This window comes from Dyella lutea (genome assembly GCF_024158035.1).
Classification (GTDB): domain Bacteria; phylum Pseudomonadota; class Gammaproteobacteria; order Xanthomonadales; family Rhodanobacteraceae; genus Dyella_A; species Dyella_A lutea.
Genome location: NZ_JAMZEK010000001.1, coordinates 712,897 through 734,209, shown reverse-complemented (window position 1 = coordinate 734,209; position 21,313 = coordinate 712,897). Strand labels below are relative to the sequence as shown.

Here is a 21,313-nt window from a genome sequence, read left to right as displayed (position 1 = left end):
GCCGATCATCCCAACCGCCCGGCCGCTCGCCCAAGGCGACCTTGGTCGAACGACCCGCCGCACGCGGTGCGACTCACGCTCCCTTGTACAGCGTGCCTTTGGCCTTGGCCGTATGCGTGGCGATGGCGTCCATCAGCGGCGGCGACAGGCAGTCGTACGGCGGCAGGCCCAGCTCGTTGAGGCGTGCGCGTACCGCATCCATGCCGGCCGGGTTGTAGCCGGACTCGATGATCGAGGAGACGAAGGCGGCGAAGCCCGGCGCCGCCCAGCCCTCTTCCTTCGACAGTTCGGTGTGCACGAAGTCCAGCCCGTAGAACGGATGGTCCTTGTTCTCGATGCGGCCGATCATGTGGGTGCCGCAGACCTTGCAGGCGTGGCGCTCGATCGCCGCGCTGGCGTCGACGATGCCGAGCTTGTCGCCGTTCTCCAGCACCACGACCTTGTCGCGGCCGACCACCGCGATCTGCGCGAACACCGCACCCTTCGGCTTCCAGCACTTGCTGCAGCCGCAGACATGGTTGTGCGCGGTCTGCGCACCGACCTTCACCTTCACCGGCTTGTCCGCGCACAGGCAAGTGAGCGTGCCTCCGCCGAAACCGTCCTTGCCGGGTTTGACGCCGTGATCGACGGCGGGATGGATCGTTACGCTTGCCATGATGTGACCTCCAGATGAGCGTGGGTGACGACGGCAGGAGCGCGGGCGGGCGATGCCGACGGCCGCGGGGTGCGTGGAACGGAAAGCGGTGTCAGGGCGGCAGGGACACTCCCGCCGTGCGTTCGAGCAACTGACTGGCACCGGCCAGCCAGGTGGCGTCGGTGTCGCCGCGCAGGTCGATCGAACCGCCGGCGGCCGGGCGGTCCGGATGGGCGACATCGATCAGCGCCATGTTGATCATCAGGATCAGCCGGCTCTCCTTCTGCACCCAGGTGACCAGCACGAAGTCGGCGCCCTGCCGTCGGGCCCAGTCGGCCATGCAGGCCTTGCAGTCCAGGTAGCGGTACGGCGGCCGGGCCATCGCGGTGGCGTCGAGCAGGCGGTAGCGCGGCGAGGCGGCCAGCGCCCGGCGCAGCTGCGCGCCGAGCATCGCCACGCGGGCCGCATCCTCGCGCTGGTCGTAGCGCTGGTCCGGCGGCGCCAGCTCCACCAGCTCCACCGCCGGCAGCAACAGCGACGGCACCGTCGCACCGTCCGCCGTCGCCACCGCCAGCGAAGCAAGCAGCGCGAAGACGACGAGGGCGACGATGCCGTACATGGTCGACTCAATACTTGATTACCGAGCGGATCACCTTGCCCTCGTGCATCAGGTCGAAGGCGCGGTTGATGTCCTGAAGCGGCATCACCTCGGTGATCATCTCGTCGATCTTGATCTCGCCCTTGAGATAGCGCTCGACGTAACCCGGCAGCTGGCTGCGTCCCTTCACGCCGCCGAAGGCGGAGCCGCGCCAGACGCGTCCGGTGACCAGCTGGAACGGTCGGGTGGAGATCTCCTGGCCCGCGCCGGCCACGCCGATGATGGTCGACTCGCCCCAGCCCTTGTGGCAGCACTCCAGCGCCGAGCGCATCACGTTGACGTTGCCGATGCACTCGAACGAGTAGTCCACGCCGCCGTTGGTCATGTCGACGATGACCTGCTGGATCGGCGTGTCCGGGTAGTCCTTCGGATTGACGAAGTCGGTGGCGCCCAGTGCCTTGGCCATCTCCCACTTGGACGGATTGATGTCCACGCAGAGGATGCGCGAGGCCTTGGCCATCACCGCGCCCTGCACCACCGACAGGCCGATGCCGCCCATGCCGAACACCGCCACGGTGGAACCGGGCGTGACCTTGGCGGTGTTGAGCACCGCGCCGATGCCGGTGGTGATGCCACAACCGAGCAGGCAGACCTTGTCCAGCGGCGCGGCCGGGTTGATCTTGGCCAGCGAGATCTCCGGCAGCACGGTGTACTCGGAGAAGGTGCTGGTGCCCATGTAGTGCAGGATGGTCTTGCCGTTGATCGAGAAGCGCGAGGTGCCGTCCGGCATCAGGCCCTTGCCCTGGGTGATGCGGATCTTCTGGCACAGGTTGGTCTTGCCCGAGCGGCAGTATTCGCACTCGCCGCATTCGGGCGTGTACAGCGGGATCACGTGGTCGCCCGGCTTCACCGAGGTGACGCCCGGCCCGACCTCCTCGACGATGCCACCGCCCTCGTGGCCGAGGATCGCCGGGAAGGCGCCTTCCGGATCGGCGCCGGAAAGGGTGTAGGCATCGGTGTGGCACACGCCGGTGGCGACGATGCGCACCAGCACCTCGCCGGCCTTCGGCCCCTCCACGTCGACCTGCTCGATGCTCAGCGGCTTGCCTGCTTCCCAGGCGACGGCGGCTCTGGATTTCATGGATGCGACTCCTCGATGGTTGGAACGGAACTGGGGGAAGGCGGATGGTCCCAGCCCGCTGCCCGCCGTGGCAAACGGTCTTCAGTCCTGCGCACTGGGCGGACGGCCCGGCGATACCAGGTCGAGCTGGCGCGCCTTGATGTAGTCGTAGATCGCGCGGATGTCCTTCTCCTCGAAGAAGCCGGCCCACGACGGCATGCCCTTGGCCTGCCGCCCGGCCATCGCCGTGCTGAGGAACTGCTGCCAGGTCATGCCGCCTTCCAGCGACTTGCGCAGGTCCGGCGCGTACTCGCCGCCGATCGCGTCGCCGCCGTGGCAGCGGAAGCAGTACGAGTTGTACTGCTCGTAGCCGTGGAACACGGTGTCGGTCACCTGCTTCTGGTCAGCCCCGGTGAACACGGCGAAGTCGGTCGTCACCGACTTGCCGTCGGGGGTCTTGTAGGAGTGGCTCTCCTGCGCTGTCGCGGCCGGCTGGTTGGCCTTGGCTTCGGACGACTGCCCGTGCAGCGAGAGGATCCAGTGCACCATCTCGGTAATGTCCGCATCGCTGAGCTCCGGATGGGCCGTCATCGCGATGTCGCCCCAGTTGCCCGAACCGCCCTCCTTGATCTTCTTCACCAGCATCGCGACGGTCGCCGCACCCTTGCCCCGATAGCGGTCGGCCACCGCGTCGTAGGCGGGGCCGACCAGCTTGTGGTCGATCGCATGGCAGGCGAAGCAGTTGCTGGCACGCGCCTTGGCCTCTCCCGACGGCATGCCCCCGTCCCCCGCACGGGCGACCAGCGGTGCGGCCAGGCCAAGGGCGAGGCCGAGCAGGGACAGACAGCGCAGCAGGGGACGATGCATGGGCACGGGCTCCATCGGGCGGGAAAGGGGATCAGAGGTTGGCCATGCCATCCATGCCGGCGGCAGGCTCGGGATGCGTCTCCACACCGTGCTGGCGCAGGATCGCCTTCAGCTCGCCGTCGTGGGCCTTGATCAGCCGGTCCAGCCGCTGCTTGAGCGCGGTGTCGCCCTGGCGCACCGCCATCGACATCGGGAAGGTGTACATCTCCGGTGATCCGGTGGCGCGCGAGTTGGGCAGGGTCACCGTGGTCAGGTCGGGATAGTCCTTGAGAAAGGCACCGATCGCCGGTTGCCAGGTGATCATCACGTCGATCTTTCCGCTCTCCAGGTCGTCCAGCACGCTGCGCGGCGAGACCCCGCTCTTGCCGCCGACGTCATAGGCCTTGGCGGCCTGCACCATGCCGCGCAGCTGCAGGCCCGCTTCCACCGGCGTGTCGGACTCGAAGCCGATCTTCAGCTTGTGCAGGTCCGGCGAGTTGAGGTCGGCGAGGTCGTAACCCTTGTCCTTCTTGAACACGAACACGTACGAGGACACGTAGTAGGGATCGGTGGTGAGTTCCTCCTGGTTGCCGTACGGCATGCTCATCACCACGTCGCAGTGCCCGTTGTCGAGGTTGCGCGCCAGCCACTCGGAGTAGCCGCCGTGACCGCGCGAGTCGGCCCAGGTGTAGTCGACGGTGGCACCCAGCTCCTTGGCCACGTACTGCGCGACGGCGTTCTCGAAACCCTGGCCGGCCTGGTTGGAGTACGGCAGGTAGTCGGGATCGGCGCAGACCTTGAGCTGGCCGCCGGCATGGGCCGGCACGGCAGCAGCCAGCAGCACCAGCATGCCGGCGGCGAGGAAGATGGGCTTGCAGGTGCTCATGGCGGTCTCCCGGCGGTATGGACACGGTGGCGCCACGCCCCCTTGCGGGGGCATGGCGCCGGTTCGCGGATCAGTTCAGGGCAAACACCATCAGGGTGCCGCCGAGGTTGGTGTAGTCGCCGAGGGTGGCGGTGGCGCCGACCGCGCCGAGGCCCTCGGTCGCCTTGGTCAGGTTGTTCGACAGGCCGATCGCCGCCCAGCCGCCAACGCCGCTGAGGATCGCGACGTACTGCTTGCCGTCATGCGTGTAGGTGATCGGGTTGCCGATGATTCCGGACGGGCACTTGAACTGCCACAGCACCTTGCCGGTGTTCAGGTCGACTGCGCGGAACCAGCCGGTCAGCGTGCCGTAGAAGGCCAGGCCGCCCTTGGTGGTGAGCACGCCGGACCAGTCCTGGAAGCGGTCGTTGATCGCCCACTTGGTGTCGCCGGTCGCCGCGTCGAAGGCGATGAAGCGTCCGCCCACGTCGCCGTGGTTGGCCGGATACATGTTCACCAGCGCGCCGACGTACGGGAAACCGGCCTTGTACTTCACGTTGAACGCCTGGTAGTCCATGCAGACGTGGTTGGTGGGCACGTAGAACAGGCCGGTGTTCGGGTCGTAGGAGGCCGGCTGCTGGTCCTTCGAGCCCTGCGAGGACGGGCAGATGTCCTTCACGTTGACGCCTTCCTTGGTCATCTTGGCCGGATCGACCATCGGCCGGCCGGTCTTCATGTCGATGCCGGTAGCCCAGTTCACCACCGGGTCGAACTTGTGCGCCGCCAGCAGCTTGCCGTTGGAGCGATCCCACACGTAGGCGAAGCCGTTGCGGTCGAAGTGGGTGAGCGTCGGCACGGTGCGGCCGTCGATCTTGGTGTCGGTGAGGATGCTTTCGTTGACGCCGTCGTAGTCCCAGCCGTCGTGCGGGGTCATCTGGAACACCCACTTGGCCTCGCCGGTGTCCGGATTACGCGCGATCACCGACATCGAGTACTTGTTGTCGCCGGGGCGCTGGGTCGGGTTCCAGGTACCGGGGTTGCCGGTGCCGTAATACAGCAGGTTGAGCTTGGGATCGTAGGTGTACCAGCCCCAGGTGGTGCCGCCGCCGAGCTTCCACTGGTCGCCCTGCCAGGATTTCAGGCTGGAGTCCTTGCCGACCGGCTTCTGGGTGGCGCCGTCGATGGTCTTCCTCGGGTTGAACATCAACTGGTCGTCCGGCCCGGTGCTGTAGGCACGCCACAGTTGCTTGCCGGTCTTGATGTCGTTGGCAGTGATGTAGCCGTGCACGCCGTACTCGGCGCCGGACACGCCGGTGATCACCTTGTCCTTGATCACGATCGGCGCCATGGTCTGGGTCTGGCCGATCATCGGGTCGGCGTTCTTGGCCTTCCAAACCACCTTGCCGGTCTTGGCGTCCAGCGCGTAGAGATTGCCGTCCAGCGCGTTGGCGAAAATCATCCCGTCGCCGTAGGCCGGGCCGCGGTTGACCACGTCGCAGCAGGCCACCGACGGCGCGAACTTGTTCTGGTCCGGGGTGAAGCTCCAGACGATCTTGCCGGGGTCGTCCAGCGACACCGCGTAGACGTGGTTCGGGTAGGAACTCTCGAAGTACAGCATGTTGCCGACCACCAGCGGCTGGCCCTCATGGCCGCGCAGCGAGCCCGAGGACATGGTCCAGGCCACGTGCAGGTTCTTCACGTTGTCGGTGGTGATCTGGTCCAGCGCGCTGTAGCGCTGGGCGGTGTAGCTGCCCGACGGCATCACCCACTGGTTGGGGTCCTTTGCCATCTGCATCAGCGAGTCATTGGCCAGGGCGCCGACCGCGGTCAGGCCCAGTCCCAGCCCGAGCACGATCGACCATGGACGGGAACGAACGAAACGGTTTCGCATGGTGGATTCCCTTTTCTCTGCCGTGGAACGGAGCGGGCCGCCGAGGCGCCGCCGCCGGAATGCGTGGCCCGTTCGCTGCAGGCGTCGTGCCACTTCCGGGGCGGCCGACGAATCCATCGTCGATTCATGCACTTGCGACCGGTTCGCGATCGCCGGCCAGGGGCCCTCGCCACGGCGGGTGTGCTCATTCCGCAACACCCGCTGCTGCAGATTTGGCTCATTGGGGGGACAAGCGCACCGGGCCGGCCTGCCGTTGCGGCGGATGCACAACCGGCCGGGCGGCGAGGCCGGGCATACGGACTATCGGCTAGCTGGCGCCGTCGCCCGGGCGCGGTCCGGGCAATTGGCGGCAGTACGTGTCCGCCTCGGCAAGCAGCCACGCGCGGAATGTGGCGAAGCCACGATGCTCCAGCGAGCGCGGCGGATACACCAGCCAGTAGGCATCCGGCACCGGCAGGTAGCGCTCGCCCAGGACCACCAGACGCCCGGCGTCGATCAGCGACTTGGACATCACCATGCGGCCCATGGCGACGCCCAGCCCCTCCAGCGCCGCATGACGTTGTGCCTCGAAGCTGTCGAAGTGCGCAACGTAGCGATGCGGCAGCTCGCCGCCGTAGTGGGCGAACCACTCGCGCCAGCGATTGGCTGGATTGGGATCGCCGAGCAGCGGCCAGCGCGACAGGTCGTGCACGTCCATGCCGGCCATCCGCGCCACCAGTTCGGGGGCCGCCACGGGCGCGATCCATTCGTCGAACAGGCGCTCGCTGTGCAGCCCGGCCCATTCTCCACGGCCATAGCGCATGGCGGCGTCGACCGGCTCGCGCTCGAAGTCCACCAGGGCCGAGCCGGACTGCAGGCTGAGCTCCAGTTCCGGATGCGCCGCGACCAGTCGGGGCAATCGCGGCACCAGCCAGCTCGACATGAGGCCAGGGCTGGCGCTGAGCCGGAGGGCGTGGTCGCGGGGCGTCCGGAACCGTGCAAGCGCGCGCTCGATGCCATCGAAATGCTCGCCGAGGGCCTCGAGCAATCGCTGGCCGTCCACCGTCAGCGTCACACCGCGCGGCCCGCGCACGAGCAGGCGGCGTTCCAGCCGCTCCTCGAGCTGGCGCATCTGGTGGCTGAGGGCGCTGACCGTGAGATTCGCCTGTTCGGCGGCGCGCGACAGGTTGCCCAGCCTGGCGACCAGCACGAACTGCTGGAGCAGCCCCAACGGCAGTTTGCCCATTTTGAATATTCCTCAAGCCACGCTTGTCAATTTATCGCTTTTTGGGCATTTGCTGTGCACCTATCTTGAGCGCCCACAAAGTTGCACTCTCCCGGAGGCACCATGAATTCGCTCTGGAAAGACCTGCTGATCCTGCACGGCCATCTCGTCTGGAAAGAGGACCTGGCCTGGGCTCCCGACACCCTCCCGGACACCGATCGCGACAAGCATGGCGCCAAGAAGACCGGATCGACCGCGCTGAAGTGCTGCATGGCGGCGGTCGTCTGGCCGCGACTGGCGGCGCCGCGCTGAGCGACGCCGGCCGCACGTCCGGTCGGTGATTGCCGGGAACGTCACGCTTCTTTTCCCGGACGCGTGCATGCTTGTCGCTTTCGACCGTCCGAGGTATCCCCACCGTGCGCATGCGTCCACTTGGCAAATCGTCGTTGTCCATCGCCCCGCTCGCCTTCGGCGGCAACGTATTCGGCTGGAGCGCCGATGAAGCGCGTTCGTTCGCCCTGCTCGATGCCTTCGTCGACGCCGGCTTCAACCTGGTGGATACCGCCGACGTCTACTCCGCCTGGGCGCCGGGCAACCGCGGCGGCGAGTCGGAGACCCTGATCGGCAAATGGCTCAAGCGCAGCGGCAAGCGCGACCGTGTGGTGATCGCCACCAAGGTCGGCAAGTGGGTCGAACAACCCGGGCTATCGCCGGCCAATATCGAACAGGCGGTCGAGGGCTCGCTCAGGCGACTGCAGACCGACTGCATTGACCTGTACCAGGCCCACGCCGACGACGCGAGCGTACCGCTGGCCGAGACACTGGGTGCGTTCGGGCGGCTGATCGAGCAGGGCAAGGTGCGCGCGATCGGTGCGTCCAACTATTCCGCCGCCCGTTTTGCCGACGCGCTCGCGGTGGCCCGCGAGCACGGCCTGCCGCGCTACGAGACATTGCAGCCGCAATACAACCTAGCCGACCGCGCCGGCTACGAGGTCGCGCTCGAGCCGCTGATCCGTCAGGAAAACGTGGGCGTGATCTGCTACTACGCGCTGGCCAGCGGCTTTCTCACCGGCAAGTACCGCAGCACCGCCGACCTGGCCAAGAGCGCCGCCCGCGGCGGCTCGGTGAAGAAGTACCTGGACCCACGCGGACTGCGCATCCTTGCCGCACTCGACGAGGTGGCCGGCACCCATCCCGGTGCGACGCCGGCCCAGGTCGCGTTGGCCTGGCTGATGGCACGACCGGGCATCACCGCACCGATCGCCAGCGCCACCAGCGTGGACCAGTTGCAGGAGCTGATCGGCGCCGCGCAGCTCGCGCTGGCGGCGGACGAGATCGCTGCCCTGGACCGCGCCAGCGCCTACTGAGGCGGTGCGACGGCCGAGGCGGCCGGTGCCGGCTCCGCGGTATCGTCGCCATCCGGTGCCTGCACCGCGTACCCCTCGGCCTTCAGTGCGTCGAGGTAGCTCCCCGGTCCCAGCAGCTGATCCATCGACAGCACCGCCAGCGCCTGCGTGTCGTTGCCCAGGGCCTGGCGCGCGGTCGCGAGCCAGGTGGCATCGACCCGTGCCGGCAGGTCGCTGATGCCGAGCTGGCGGGCGAAACCGCTCTCGGTCAGCGCATCGGCACAGGCGTTGCGGAAGCGGCTGTCCGGCAACCGGCGCAACGTGGCGATGTCGCCGGTGGACCAGGCGTTGGCCCGCTCGGCCATCGCCGGCAGGTCGTGCTCGACGCTGTCCAGCGTGCGCGAGAAGCACTCGGTGTCCTCCGGCCCGGCGGCCTTGAACGCCTTGATCGCCCCGCGCGGATCCTTGATCTCCAACTGGTAGGTGGCGTCGACGATCTTCACGCCGTGCTGCTTGGCCAGGCTCTCGACGGTGTCCTCGATCTGGCCGCCGCTGCGCAGGCCGCTCTTCTTCAGTGCCTTCTTGTACAACTCCATCCCGGCAAAGATCGGCCGCCAGCGCTCGATGCCATGGTCGCGACCGATGTAGCGCGCCTTGAGCGCCGTCCAGCGCGCGTAGAGCGGCGCGGGCAGCACCTGGTCCAGCGTCTTGCCATCGGGGTTCTTGCGCGCGCTGAACGCCGAGGGCAGCAGGAACAGCCTGCCGAAGAAGCCGACGTCCAGCTTGAACTTGACCCGCGGTGCACGGATCACCTCCTGGCTACCGGCGACGATCCGCTCCACCTCTTCCGAACGCCACTGCATGTTCTTCGGTAACGTGCTGGTGGTGCCCAACAGCCACAGCACATGGCCGTCCTTGCTCACCTTCCACAGGCCGGGGCCCGGTTGCACGCCACTGACGGTGACCGGCGCGAGCACGGGGATGTCGGTGGTCGAAGGCGGTGCAGGCAGCTCCTGCGCAACCAGTGGGGTGACCACCAGCAGCGAGGACAACAACAGCACGGGCATCCGTGGCATGCGCGATCTCCGGTCGGGAACGCGCATGCTAGCAACCGTCGGCTGAAGCGCCGCGTTGCCGTCGCTACACGCCGGCGGCCAGCGCACCCACCTGGGCCAGCACCGCCTTGCGTGCCTCGGCCGTCTGTTGCGGGCCTTCGTAGTACACGGCGATCAGCAGTGGTGCGCGGCCCGGTGGCCAGACGATCGCCACGTCGTTGTTCTGCGTCTGGCTGGCGCCGGTCTTGTCGCCCGCACCCCAGCCGGCGGGCAAGCCCGCGCGCAGCTGCGCGGTGCCGGTGGTGTTGTGGCGCAGCCAGTCGAGCAGCCGCTCGCGCGAGGCCGGCGACAGCACGTCGCCGAGCAGCACACGGCGCATGTCGCCCAGCATCGCCAACGGCGTGGTGGTGTCCTCGAACCCTTGCGGCCCCGGCAGGTTGAGCGACGGCTCGCTCCGGTCGAAGCGGGTCAGCGGATCGCCCAGGCCATGCACGAAACCGGTCAGCCGGGCCGGGCCGCCGAGCGAGGCCAGCAGCAGGTTCATCGCGGTGTTGTCGCTGACGATCATCGCGGCCTGGCACAGCTCCTCGATGGTCATCCCGGGCGGGCCAGCGTGCGAACGCGTCACCGGCGCCCACTCGAGCACGTCCTCGCGGCGGAAGACGATGCGCCGGTCCAGCCGCTCCTCGCCGCGGTCCACCCGGGCCAGCACCGCGGCCACCGCCAGCAGCTTGCCGGTACTGCACAGCAGGAAGCGCTCATCGGCGCGATGCAGCAGCCGCTTGCCGCTGCCGGTATCGAGCACGGCCACACCGAGCCGACCGCCGTGACTCTTCTCCAGCGCAGCGAACGCGTCGGGAGCGTCCGCCGCGACGGCGGAGGACAATGGAAGCAGCGGCCAGGCGGCCACGCCCAGCAGCCCGGCCTTGATCAGTTCGCGACGACGCATCGTGGGTTCTCCCTGGATCGGTTGATCGGCAAGCGCTCGAGTCAGCCATACCGACATGGCAGGCTGCGGTCCGGCACAGGGAAACTTCCCGGCACGATCGAGGTGTTCCGACCACAGGCGATGCGCGACGTTCGCTCATACGCGACAAAGGCACTTGAACCGTACCTGCCGATCAACGCATGTTACTTCGCGAAATGGTGTCGGGGCCGAGCGCGAAACAATCGCCGGAAAAGCGGTCGATCCAAGGCGATATCCCGAACCCACGGTCGCGGCGCTTATCTTTTGCGCCACCTCGCAACAACATGCGGGCACTCAAGGAGGAGCGATGGATAGCCCCTATGCAGCGGATAGCTGTGCCAACTACCTGCGCAGGTTTTACATCCTGCCGCACACCTACCGCCAACCCCTCATCACCCGGATCCTCGCACCGATCATGACGATCAACATCGTCGTTTCGATCATCGCGATCTCCTTTCCAGATCTGGTGGACGAGGAAAGACATGCGAGCGCCTATGCACGTTCCATCCATCTCACGGAAGCCCTGTATGTATTCGTCTGCAGCGTCTGCCTGTACATGCTGAGCATCAGCTGGAGAAAAATGACCATCACCGGCAAAGCGATCCGGTTCGCGCAGCCGCTGTGGAAGACAACCATCCCGTCAGCCCATATCGTGGGCTACGCCGTCGATTCGATCAGGCAATCGCGAGGCCCGTCTACCTTGCGCTTCTCGATTGTCCACCATGAGCCCGGCAAGGCGCCGGACAAGACCCGATTCGTACTCGATCCGGATGACTTCGACGACCCGAAGTTCCGGGGCCTGTTCATGTCGATGAGCAATTTCGGGGATGCCTCGCTAACCGAGCTTCTGGATAAGTCATCCAACGGCGCCTATCGCTTGATCGCATGGACGCTCGTCCTCGCCCTCACGGTGTTGATGTTCTTCATCCTTCGCGGGGGCCTCCCGGTGATCCATCAGGCGATGGAACAACTGCACCAGATTCGGCCCGCGGGAGATTGACGCATCGAACCGGTCGACCTCCGACAGGGGCCACCCGGGACGCCATGGTCGCTCACGCCCCCAGGTGGGTGTCGCAAGCAGGCACGCCACCATGTCGACGCCGACGATCAGCTTGCCACCCGGCTGCACGCGACCCCGACTGCCTGACCACGCGGAGCAGCCATCCCATGATGAAACGGGGCGCCAAGGCGCCCCGTTTCATTTCACCTAAGCGATGCCACCGCTCATTTCAGCTCGTTCATGGCCGCGTTGAAGGTGGCGCTCGGACGCATCGCCTCGCTCACCCGGGCCAGATCCGGGTGGTAGTAGCCACCGATGTCGACCGGCTTGCCCTGGGCGCCGTTGAGCTCGCCGACGATGGCTGCCTCGTTGTCCGCCAGCGCCCTGGCCAGCGGGGCGAACTTTGCCTTCAACTCGGCGTCCTCGTCCTGCGCGGCCAGCGCCTGCGCCCAGTACAGGGCCAGGTAGAAATGGCTGCCGCGGTTGTCCAGCTCGCCGACCTTGCGCGCCGGCGAGCGGTTGTTGTCCAGGATCTGCCCGTTGGCGCGGTCCAGCGCCTTGGCCAGCACCTTCGCCTTGGCGTTGCCGGTCTTGTCGCCGACGAACTCCAGCGAGGCCTGCAGCGCGAGGAATTCGCCGAGCGAATCCCAGCGCAGGTAGTTCTCCTCGACGAACTGCTGCACGTGCTTGGGCGCCGAGCCACCCGCGCCGGTCTCGAACAGGCCGCCGCCGGCCATCAGCGGCACGATGGACAGCATCTTGGCGCTGGTGCCCAGCTCCATGATCGGGAACAGGTCGGTGAGGTAGTCGCGCAGCACGTTGCCGGTGACCGAGATGGTGTCCTCGCCCTGGCGGATGCGCGAGAGCGAGAAGGCCATGGCGTCTTCCGGCGACAGGATGCGGATGTCCAGCCCGGCGGTGTCGTGGTCCTTGAGGTAGCGCTCGACCTTGGCGATCACCTGCGCGTCGTGCGCGCGCTCGGCGTCCAGCCAGAACACCGCCGGCGTGTTCGACAGCCGCGCGCGGGTGACGGCGAGCTTGACCCAGTCCTGGATCGGCGCGTCCTTGGCCTGGCACATGCGCCAGATGTCGCCTGCCTCCACCGCATGCTCGAACACCACGCGGCCGTCCTGGTCGGTGACGCGCACGGTGCCGTCGCTCTCCACCTGGAAGGTCTTGTCGTGCGAGCCGTACTCCTCGGCCTTCTGCGCCATCAGGCCCACGTTGGGCACCGAGCCCATGGTGGCCGGGTTGAACGCGCCGTGCGCCTTGCAGTCCTCGATCACCGCCTGGTAGATGCCGGCGTAGCTGCGGTCCGGGATCAGCGCCACGGTGTCCTGCAGCTCGCCCTTGGCGTTCCACATCTTGCCGGAGTCGCGGATCATCGCCGGCATCGAGGCATCGACGATCACGTCCGACGGCACGTGCAGGTTGGTGATGCCCTTGTCGGAGTTGACCATCGCCAGCGGCGGGCGCTTGGCGTACTCGGCGGCGATGTCGGCCTTGATCGCATCCTGCTGCGCCTGCGGCAGCGTGCCGAGACGCGCATAGAGATCGCCGATGCCGTTGTTGCGGTCGAAGCCGATCTGCTTGAGCGCGTCGGCGTGCCTGGCCAGCGCGTCCTTGTAGAACTCGCCTACCACCACGCCGAACATGATCGGGTCGGAGACCTTCATCATGGTCGCCTTCAGGTGCAGCGAGAACAGCGCGCCCTCGTCCTTCACCCGCGCGATCTCGGCATCGACGAAACGCGCCAGCGCGGCGCGGCTCATCACGGCGGCATCGACGATCTCGCCGACCTTCACCGCCACCTTTTCCTTCAGCACGGTGCTGGCGCCGTCCTTGCCGATCAGCTCGATCTTCAGCGCGCCGGCCTTGTCCAGCGTGGCGGACTTTTCGCTGCCGTAGAAATCGCCGCCGTCCATGTGCGCCACGCGGGTCTTCGAATCCTTGCTCCAGGCGCCCATGCGGTGCGGATGCTTGCGGGCGTAGCTCTTCACCGAGGCCGGCGCGCGGCGGTCGGAGTTGCCCTCGCGCAGCACCGGGTTCACCGCGCTGCCCTTCACCTTGTCGTAGCGCGCCTTGATGTTCCACAGCTCGACGTCGCCGTGCGGCTCGTCCGGATAGTCCGGCAGCGCGTAGCCCTGCGCCTGCAGCTCCTTGATCGCCGCGTTCAGCTGCGGCACCGAGGCGCTGATGTTGGGCAGCTTGATGATGTTGGCCGCCGGCGTGGTGGCCAACTCGCCCAGCTCGGCAAGGTCGTCGGGGATGCGCTGGTCCTCGCGCAGCGACTCGGGGAACTGCGACAGGATGCGCCCGGCCAGCGAGATATCCCGCGTCTCCACCCCGATACCCGCGGTGCCGGCGAAGGCCTTGACGATCGGCAGCAGCGACTGCGTGGCCAGGAACGGCGCTTCGTCGGTGAGCGTGTAGATGATCTTGGGGGTCTCGGACATGGGCAGCACTCTTCCTGGACTGGGGGCGGATATGGGTCAGCCGGCAACCATGGAGGTTGCACCATCGATACGCAAGGCCGACGCGACAAGCCCCTATTGTGAGGCCTGTGCCTGCCGAGTTGGATATCGCACGATCCGACGAACCGCCCAGGATGTTGCACTGCAGCCATGCCGCAGGCCGCTCTGCGCGCGGACAGGTCCGCCCGGGGCGGCGGCACCGCGTCATTTTCCTGCCGCATCCCGTTGCGACTTTTGTCGAGTGGCGACCCCGCGCGGGCGGGCGCAATGATCGAAATGCTGTGCATCCACCCCGCGAGGGTGGACGTAAGCGGCAAGTCTTTCCACCACTGCAGGGGAGAACGGTATGGCCAGTGTGCCGGGGGCAACGAATATCGGAAGCCAGGGGGGCTCCGGAGGAATTCTGGCGAGGGAACGCACCATCGCGGGGCCGGGCTACAACCGGTGGTGGGTGGTGCCGGCCGCGCTGGCGATCCACCTGTGCATCGGCATGGCCTACGGCTTTTCGGTGTTCTGGCTGCCGATGACCAAGCTGGTGGCCACGGCCGATCCGGCGATGTGCAGCAACCTCAGCTTCACCGCCGCGCTGACCACCACCAGCTGCAACTGGACGGTGCCCCAGGTCACCCACATCTTCGAGACCTTCATCGCCATGCTCGGCATCTCCGCCGCGCTGTGGGGCGGCTGGCTCGAGCATGCGGGCCCGCGCAAGGCCGGCTTCATCGCCGCGCTTTGCTGGGGCGGCGGCCTGGTGCTGGGTGGCATCGGCGTGTCGATGCACCAGCTGTGGCTGGTGTACCTCGGCTGCGGCGTGCTCGGTGGCGTCGGCCAGGGCCTGGGCTATATCACCCCGGTGTCGACGCTGATCAAGTGGTTCCCGGACCGGCGCGGCATGGCGACCGGCTTCGCCATCATGGGCTATGGCGGTGGTGCGATGGTCGGTGCACCGCTGGCAGTGGCCTTGATGAAACACTTCTCTGGCGTCAGCCCGCAGGGCGTGGCCACCACGCTGATGGCGATGGGCGTGATCTATCTGCTGGTGATGTCCGCCGGCGCGTTCGGTTTCCGCGTCGCCCCGGTGGGCTGGAAGCCGGCCGGCTGGACCCCGAAGGCCGCCGACGCCGGCAGCATGATCACCCAGCACCACGTGCACCTGAACCGGGCGTGGAAGACGCCGCAGTTCTGGCTGGTGTGGCTGGTGCTGTTCCTCAACGTGACCGCCGGCATCGCGGTGATCTCGATGGCCAGCCCGATGCTGCAGGACGTGTTCGGCGGCAAGCTGGCCGGCCTCACCGAAGCGGCTGCTGACCTCACGCCGGCGCAGAAGGCGGCGGTGGTGGCGGCGGCGGCAGGCCTGGTCGGCCTGATCAGCCTGTTCAACAGCCTCGGTCGCCTGTTCTGGGCCTCGCTGTCGGACAAGATCGGCCGCAAGAACACCTACTACACGTTCTTCGTGCTGGGCATCATCGTGTACTGCGCGCTGCCGACCTGGGGCCACATGGGCACGGCCGGCCTGTTCGTGATCTCGATCTGCGTGATCCTGAGCATGTACGGCGGCGGCTTCTCCACCGTGCCGGCCTACTTGGCCGACCTTTTCGGCACGCAGATGGTGGGCGCGATCCACGGCCGCCTGCTCACCGCCTGGTCGGCGGCGGGCATCGTCGGTCCGATCATCATCGCCAGCATCCGCCAGGCACAGCTTGACGCGGGCGTAGCGAAGAACCTGGTATACGACCGTACGCTGTACATCATGGCTGCGCTGCTGTTCGTCGGCCTGATCTGCAACCTGCTGGTCCGCCCGGTGAAGCAGAGCGAGTTCATGAGCGACGAGGAACTCGCCCGCGAGCGCGCCCTGCAGCACGATGCCTCGACGGCGACCGGCAAGGCGGCGGAGAGTGCCGCGCGCGGTGCGTTCGGCGTTGCCGGTGTCGTGTACTGGCTGGCGGTGGGCGTACCGTTCCTGATCGGCCTGTACATCGCCCTGGCGAAGGCCGCGGCCCTGTTCTGATATCCAAAGGTTGTTTGCCATGAATCACGCGGCGCGTGCGGGCTCCGGCCCGCAGGACAACAACAGGTGGCTCTCCCCGGAGAATCACGCCGCGGTGCTCGAGGTCACCGCCCGGCTGAAGGATCAGCCGGGCGCCCTGCTGCCTGTCCTGCACGGCGTGCAGGAAGCACTGGGTTACGTGCCTGAAGGCGCCGTCGCACTGATCGCGCGGGAGCTCAACCTGTCCCGCGCCGACGTGCACGGCGTGGTCAGCTTCTACCACTTCTTCCGCACCCGGCCGTCGGGCAAGCGGATCGTCTACCTGTGCCGCGCCGAGTCCTGCCAGGCGATGGGCGCCGCAGCACTGGAAAGCCACGTCAAGCAAAGGCTGGGCGTGGATTTCCACGAAACCACGGATGACGGGTTGTTTACGCTCGAACCGGTCTACTGTCTGGGCAACTGTGCCTGTTCGCCGGCCGTGATGGTCGACGAGGAACTGCACGGGCGGATGACGCCGGAACGCTTCGATGCCTGGCTGAAGGCCGCCCGGGAGGCTTCATGAGTTTCACCGTCTACGTTCCCCGCGACGCCAGCGCCCTCTCGCTGGGGGCGGAGGCGACCGCCTCGGCGATCGCCGCCGAGGCCGCGCGTCGCGGTATCGATGTCGCGCTCGTGCGCAACGGCTCACGCGGCCTGTACTGGCTGGAACCGATGGTCGAGGTGGCCGCGCCCGAAGGTCGCGTGGCCTACGGCCCGGTGCAGGCCGATGATGTCGCCGCGCTGTTCGACGCCGACTTCCTCCACGGTGGCAGGCACGCGCTGGCGCTGGGCCCGACCGAACAGATTCCCTACCTGGCGAAGCAGGAGCGGTTGACCTTTGCCCGCGTCGGCATCGTCGATCCGCGCAGCCTGGACGACTACCGCGCCCACGGCGGCTACCGTGGCCTGGAGAACGCCTTGAAGATGGCGCCGGCCGATATCGTCGCCGCCGTCACCGATTCGGGCCTGCGCGGCCGCGGCGGCGCCGCCTTCCCCACCGGCATCAAGTGGAAGACCTGCCTCGACGCCAGCGCCGATAAGAAGTACATCGTCTGCAACGCCGACGAAGGCGACTCGGGCACCTTCGCCGACCGCATGGTGATGGAAGGCGATCCGTTCGTGCTGATCGAAGGCATGACCATCGCCGGCCTCGCGGTGGGCGCCACGCAGGGCTACATCTACCTGCGCTGCGAATATCCGCATGCGCGCGATGCGTTGAACGCGGCGATCGCCGCCACGACAGCCGCTGGCTATTTGGGCAACGACGTGCTCGGCAGCGACAAGGCCTTCCACCTGGAAGTGCGCATGGCCGCCGGCGCCTACATCTGCGGCGAGGAAACCTCGTTGCTGGAGTCGCTGGAAGGCAAGCGCGGCCAGGTCCGCTTCAAGCCGCCGCTGCCGGCGATCGAGGGCCTGTTCGGCAAGCCCACGGTGATCAACAACGTGGTCACGCTGTGCTCGGTGCCCGGCATCCTGGACAAGGGCGCGGCGCACTACCGCGATTTCGGCATGGGCCGCTCGCGCGGCACGCTGCCGTTCCAGCTCGCCGGCAACCTCAAGCGTCCAGGCCTGGTCGAGAAGGCCTTCGGTGTCACGCTGAAGGAGCTGATCGAGGACTTCGGCGGCGGCAGCGCCACCGGTCGGCCGATCAAAACCGTGCAGCTGGGCGGCCCGCTCGGCGCCTACATTCCGCCCTCGCGCTACGACACGCCGATGGACTACGAAGCGTTCGCGGCGATCGGCGGCATGATCGGCCACGGCGGCTTGGTGGCCTTCGACGACAGCGTCGACATGGCCGCGCAGGCGCGCTACGCGATGGAGTTCTGCGCCATCGAATCGTGCGGCAAGTGCACGCCGTGCCGCATCGGTTCCACCCGCGGTGTGGAAGTGATCGACCGCATGCGTGCGAACGTCGAGCGCGACCGCAACGAGGCCCTGCTGCGCGACCTGTGCCAGACCATGCTGCACGGCTCGCTGTGCGCCCTGGGCGGCATGGCGCCGTTCCCGGTGCTGAGCGCGCTGGACCATTACCCCGAGGATTTCGCGCGCAGCGCCTGAGCGTCCGCGCGCTGGAGGTTCCCCCATGCTTTCCATCGTCGAAATCGACCGCGGCACCCCGGCCGCCACGTCCACCAAGACCGTCTCGCTGGAGATCGACGGCCGCTCCATCGCCGTGCCCGAGGGCACCTCGGTGATGCGCGCCGCGTCGCTAGCCGGCATCGCCATCCCCAAACTGTGCGCCACCGAAATGCTCGACGCGTTCGGCTCGTGCCGGCTGTGCCTGGTGGAGATCGAAGGGCGGCGCGGCTACCCGGCCTCGTGCACCACGCCGGTGAGCGACGGCATGAAGGTCGCCACGCAGACGCCGAAACTGGCCGAGATCCGCCGCGGCGTGATGGAGCTGTACATCTCCGACCACCCGCTGGACTGCCTCACCTGCCCGGCCAACGGCCACTGCGAGCTGCAGGACATGGCCGGCGTGGTCGGCCTGCGCGAGGTGCGCTACGGCTACGACGGCGCCAACCACGTCTACGCGAAGCAGTCCGACGGCAGCGCCAACCCGCTGTTCGTGGCCAAGGACACCTCCACCCCTTACTTCACCTTCGATCCGTCCAAGTGCATCGTCTGCTCGCGCTGCGTGCGCGCCTGCGACGAGGTGCAGGGCACCTTCGCGCTGACCATCCAGGGCCGCGGCTTCGATTCGAAGGTGTCGCCCAGCCAGAACGAGGATTTCCTCGGTTCCGAGTGCGTGTCGTGCGGCGCCTGCGTGCAGGCCTGCCCTACCGCCACCTTGAGCGAAACCACGCTGATCGAGCGCGGCCAGGCTGAGCACAGCGTCACCACCACCTGCGCCTACTGCGGCGTGGGCTGCAGCTTCCGCGCCGAGATGAAGGGCGAGGAGATCGTGCGTATGGTGCCCAACGTGGAGGGTCAGGCGAACCACGGCCACTCCTGCGTCAAGGGCCGCTTCGCGATCGGCTACGCCAGCCATCCGGACCGCATCACCACGCCGATGATCCGCAAGAAGATCTCCGACCCGTGGCAGGTGGTGAGCTGGGACGAGGCGTTCGCGTACACCGCCAGCGAGTTCAAGCGCATCCAGGAAAAGCACGGCAAGCACGCGGTGGGCGGCATCACCTCCTCGCGCTGCACCAACGAGGAAACCTACCTGGTGCAGAAGCTGGTGCGTGCCGGCTTCGGCAACAACAACGTGGACACCTGCGCCCGCGTCTGTCACTCGCCGACCGGCTACGGCTTGAAGAGCACCCTGGGTGAGTCGGCCGGCACGCAGGATTTCGACTCCATCGAACAGACCGATGTGGTGCTGGTGATCGGCGCCAACCCCACCGACGCGCACCCGGTGTTCGGCTCGCAGATGAAGCATCGCCTGCGCCAGGGCGCCAAGCTGATCGTGGTCGACCCGCGCCGCATCGACCTGGTGCGGTCGCCGCACATCAAGGCGGACTTCCACCTCAAGCTCAAGCCCGGCACCAACGTGGCGGTGCTGAACACGCTGGCCCACGTCATCGTGACCGAAGGGCTGGTGAAGGACGATTTCGTCGCCGCCCGCTGCGAGCCGGAGGCGTTCGAGCGCTGGAAGACCTTCGTCTCGCAGGACAAGTACAGCCCCGAAGCGATGGAAGCGACCACCGGCGTGCCCGCCGACGTGGTGCGCGGCGCCGCCCGGCTCTACGCCACCGGCGGCAACGGCGCCATCTACTATGGCCTGGGCGTCACTGAGCACGCGCAGGGTTCCACCGCGGTAATGGGCATCGCCAACCTCGCCATGGCCACCGGCAACATCGGCCGCGAGGGCGTGGGCGTGAACCCGCTGCGCGGTCAGAACAACGTGCAGGGCTCATGCGACATGGGCTCGTTCCCGCACGAGTTCCCGGGCTATCGCCACGTCAGCGACACCGCCACCCGCCAGCTGTTCGAGAAGGCCTGGGGCGTGCCGCTGCTGGACGAGCCGGGCCTGCGCATTCCCAACATGTTCGAGTCCGCGCTGGACGGCACCTTCCTCGGCCTATACGTGGAAGGTGAGGACATCGCCCAGTCCGACCCGGACACCCAGCACGTGACCGCTGCGCTCAGCGCGATGGAGTGCGTGGTGGTGCAGGACCTGTTCCTCAACGAGACGGCCAAGTACGCGCATGTGTTCCTGCCGGGAAGCTCGTTCCTGGAGAAGGACGGCACCTTCACCAACGCCGAGCGTCGCATCTCGCGCGTGCGCAAGGTGATGAAGCCGCAGTCCGGTTACGCCGACTGGGAGATCACCCAGAAACTGGCCCAGGCCATGGGCTATCCGATGAACTACGCGCACCCGTCCGAGATCATGGACGAGATCGCCGCGCTCACGCCCACCTTCCACGGCGTCAGTTTCGACAAGATCGACCGGCTCGGCTCGATCCAGTGGCCGTGCAACGACGAGGCGCCGGAAGGCACGCCGGTGATGCACGTGGACGAGTTCGTGCGCGGCAAGGGCCGCTTCATGCTCACCGAGTACGTGCCCACCCGCGAGAAGGTCAACGCCGAGCATCCGCTGATCCTCACCACCGGCCGCATCCTGAGCCAGTACAACGTGGGCGCGCAGACCCGACGCACCGAAAACTCCATGTGGCACGAGGAAGACCGGCTGGAGATCCACCCGCACGACGCGGAGGAGCGCGGCATCAACGACGGCGACTGGGTCGGCATTTCCAGCCGCAGCGGCGAAACCGTGCTGCGCGCCAAGATCGCCGACCGCATGCAGCCGGGCGTGGTCTACACCACGTTCCACTTCCCCGGCTCGGGCGCCAACGTCATCACCACCGACAACTCCGACTGGGCCACCAACTGCCCCGAGTACAAGGTGACCGCAGTGCAGGTGCTCAAGGTCAGCCAGCCGTCGGCCTGGCAGAAGCGCTTCCAGAACTTCGACCAGCAGCAGCAGGATCTGCTCAAGGCTGCCGAGCCCGTCACGCGCTGAAGGCTTCAAACCCCGCGGGCGCACGCTCGCGAGTTTCGCCCACACCTGCGCCCCGCTCAACCCGCATCACCAAACGGCCCGCCATGAACATCGAACGCCTCTCCCAGATGGTCAACGACATCGCCAACTACTTCGCCGCCGAGCCCGACCACGCCGCCGGCGTGGCCGGGGTCGCCGACCACCTGAAGAAGTTCTGGGACCCAGTGATGCGCAGGCAGATCATCGAACACCTGCAGGGCGGCGGCGTCGGGCTGGAGCCGCTGGCGAGAGAGGCTGTGCAGAAACTGGCCTCGCTGCAGACCACGACCGCCTGAATCC

General features: G+C 67.3%; 18 protein-coding genes. 8 read left to right on the top strand and 10 right to left on the bottom strand.

The features are described 5' to 3' along the window. Nucleotides 1-73: 73 nt before the first annotated feature. The 7 genes from gfa to NC595_RS03200 form a co-directional block, all read right to left on the bottom strand. On the bottom strand, nucleotides 74-655 hold the full coding sequence (gene gfa, locus NC595_RS03230; RefSeq protein WP_253564829.1) for an S-(hydroxymethyl)glutathione synthase: 582 nt from the start codon (nucleotides 653-655) through the stop codon (nucleotides 74-76). 91 nt (nucleotides 656-746) lie between these two features. Then, nucleotides 747-1,253 carry a DUF2380 domain-containing protein gene (locus NC595_RS03225; protein ID WP_253564828.1) on the bottom strand — a complete coding sequence of 169 codons (507 nt, stop codon included), beginning with the start codon at nucleotides 1,251-1,253 and terminating at the stop codon, nucleotides 747-749. A gap of 7 nt (nucleotides 1,254-1,260) precedes the next feature. Beyond that, nucleotides 1,261-2,373: an S-(hydroxymethyl)glutathione dehydrogenase/class III alcohol dehydrogenase gene (locus NC595_RS03220; protein WP_253564827.1), complete on the bottom strand. Its 1,113-nt coding sequence runs from the start codon at nucleotides 2,371-2,373 to the stop codon at nucleotides 1,261-1,263. 81 nt (nucleotides 2,374-2,454) lie between these two features. Beyond that, nucleotides 2,455-3,219 carry a c-type cytochrome gene (locus tag NC595_RS03215; RefSeq protein ID WP_253564826.1) on the bottom strand — a complete coding sequence of 255 codons (765 nt, stop codon included), beginning with the start codon at nucleotides 3,217-3,219 and terminating at the stop codon, nucleotides 2,455-2,457. 31 nt (nucleotides 3,220-3,250) lie between these two features. Next, on the bottom strand, nucleotides 3,251-4,084 hold the full coding sequence (locus NC595_RS03210; protein WP_253564825.1) for a transporter substrate-binding domain-containing protein: 834 nt from the start codon (nucleotides 4,082-4,084) through the stop codon (nucleotides 3,251-3,253). Between the two features lie 70 nt (nucleotides 4,085-4,154). After that, nucleotides 4,155-5,954 (bottom strand): methanol/ethanol family PQQ-dependent dehydrogenase, encoded by a 1,800-nt coding sequence (locus tag NC595_RS03205; protein WP_253564824.1) that lies wholly within the window; start codon nucleotides 5,952-5,954, stop codon nucleotides 4,155-4,157. 307 nt (nucleotides 5,955-6,261) lie between these two features. Continuing rightward, on the bottom strand, nucleotides 6,262-7,179 hold the full coding sequence (locus NC595_RS03200) for a LysR substrate-binding domain-containing protein (protein ID WP_253564823.1): 918 nt from the start codon (nucleotides 7,177-7,179) through the stop codon (nucleotides 6,262-6,264). A gap of 102 nt (nucleotides 7,180-7,281) precedes the next feature. Here NC595_RS03200 and NC595_RS03195 point away from each other — a divergent pair, with 102 nt between their 5' ends. Next, entirely contained in the window at nucleotides 7,282-7,470 is a 189-nt protein-coding gene (locus NC595_RS03195; RefSeq protein WP_253564822.1) for a hypothetical protein, read from the top strand. A 104-nt stretch (nucleotides 7,471-7,574) separates the two neighbouring features. After that, nucleotides 7,575-8,525: an aldo/keto reductase gene (locus NC595_RS03190; RefSeq protein ID WP_253564821.1), complete on the top strand. Its 951-nt coding sequence runs from the start codon at nucleotides 7,575-7,577 to the stop codon at nucleotides 8,523-8,525. Here the strand turns inward: NC595_RS03190 and NC595_RS03185 are convergent. After that, nucleotides 8,519-9,580: a TraB/GumN family protein gene (locus NC595_RS03185; protein ID WP_253564820.1), complete on the bottom strand. Its 1,062-nt coding sequence runs from the start codon at nucleotides 9,578-9,580 to the stop codon at nucleotides 8,519-8,521. The two genes, NC595_RS03190 and NC595_RS03185, sit on opposite strands and share 7 nt — an antisense overlap. Nucleotides 9,581-9,644: 64 nt before the next feature. Next, complete coding sequence (gene bla, locus NC595_RS03180; RefSeq protein ID WP_253564819.1) at nucleotides 9,645-10,508, bottom strand: class A beta-lactamase; 864 nt, start codon at nucleotides 10,506-10,508, stop codon at nucleotides 9,645-9,647. A gap of 325 nt (nucleotides 10,509-10,833) precedes the next feature. On the opposite strand from bla, the gene NC595_RS03175 reads away from it, so the two are divergent. Beyond that, nucleotides 10,834-11,526 (top strand): hypothetical protein, encoded by a 693-nt coding sequence (locus tag NC595_RS03175; protein WP_253564818.1) that lies wholly within the window; start codon nucleotides 10,834-10,836, stop codon nucleotides 11,524-11,526. Nucleotides 11,527-11,750: 224 nt separating this feature from the next. On the opposite strand, the gene NC595_RS03170 is transcribed toward NC595_RS03175, so the two are convergent. Beyond that, on the bottom strand, nucleotides 11,751-13,982 hold the full coding sequence (locus NC595_RS03170; protein ID WP_253564817.1) for an NADP-dependent isocitrate dehydrogenase: 2,232 nt from the start codon (nucleotides 13,980-13,982) through the stop codon (nucleotides 11,751-11,753). 364 nt (nucleotides 13,983-14,346) lie between these two features. On the opposite strand from NC595_RS03170, the gene NC595_RS03165 reads away from it, so the two are divergent. From NC595_RS03165 to NC595_RS03145, 5 genes are all read left to right on the top strand, one after another. Then, a complete protein-coding gene (locus NC595_RS03165; protein ID WP_253564816.1) occupies nucleotides 14,347-16,008 on the top strand; it encodes an OFA family MFS transporter in 1,662 nt (553 codons plus the stop codon). A gap of 19 nt (nucleotides 16,009-16,027) precedes the next feature. After that, nucleotides 16,028-16,549 (top strand): formate dehydrogenase subunit gamma, encoded by a 522-nt coding sequence (locus tag NC595_RS03160; RefSeq protein WP_253564815.1) that lies wholly within the window; start codon nucleotides 16,028-16,030, stop codon nucleotides 16,547-16,549. Further along, the gene (locus NC595_RS03155) at nucleotides 16,546-18,084 is read left to right on the top strand and encodes a formate dehydrogenase beta subunit (RefSeq protein ID WP_253564814.1); all 1,539 of its coding nucleotides are present in this window, start codon (nucleotides 16,546-16,548) and stop codon (nucleotides 18,082-18,084) included. The genes NC595_RS03160 and NC595_RS03155 overlap by 4 nt, the downstream gene beginning before the upstream one ends. Nucleotides 18,085-18,109: 25 nt before the next feature. Then, nucleotides 18,110-20,995: a formate dehydrogenase subunit alpha gene (gene fdhF / locus NC595_RS03150; protein ID WP_253564813.1), complete on the top strand. Its 2,886-nt coding sequence runs from the start codon at nucleotides 18,110-18,112 to the stop codon at nucleotides 20,993-20,995. 83 nt (nucleotides 20,996-21,078) lie between these two features. Further along, nucleotides 21,079-21,309, top strand: coding sequence for a formate dehydrogenase subunit delta (locus NC595_RS03145; protein ID WP_253564812.1), 231 nt, complete (start codon nucleotides 21,079-21,081; stop codon nucleotides 21,307-21,309). The last annotated feature ends 4 nt before the right edge of the window (nucleotides 21,310-21,313 follow it).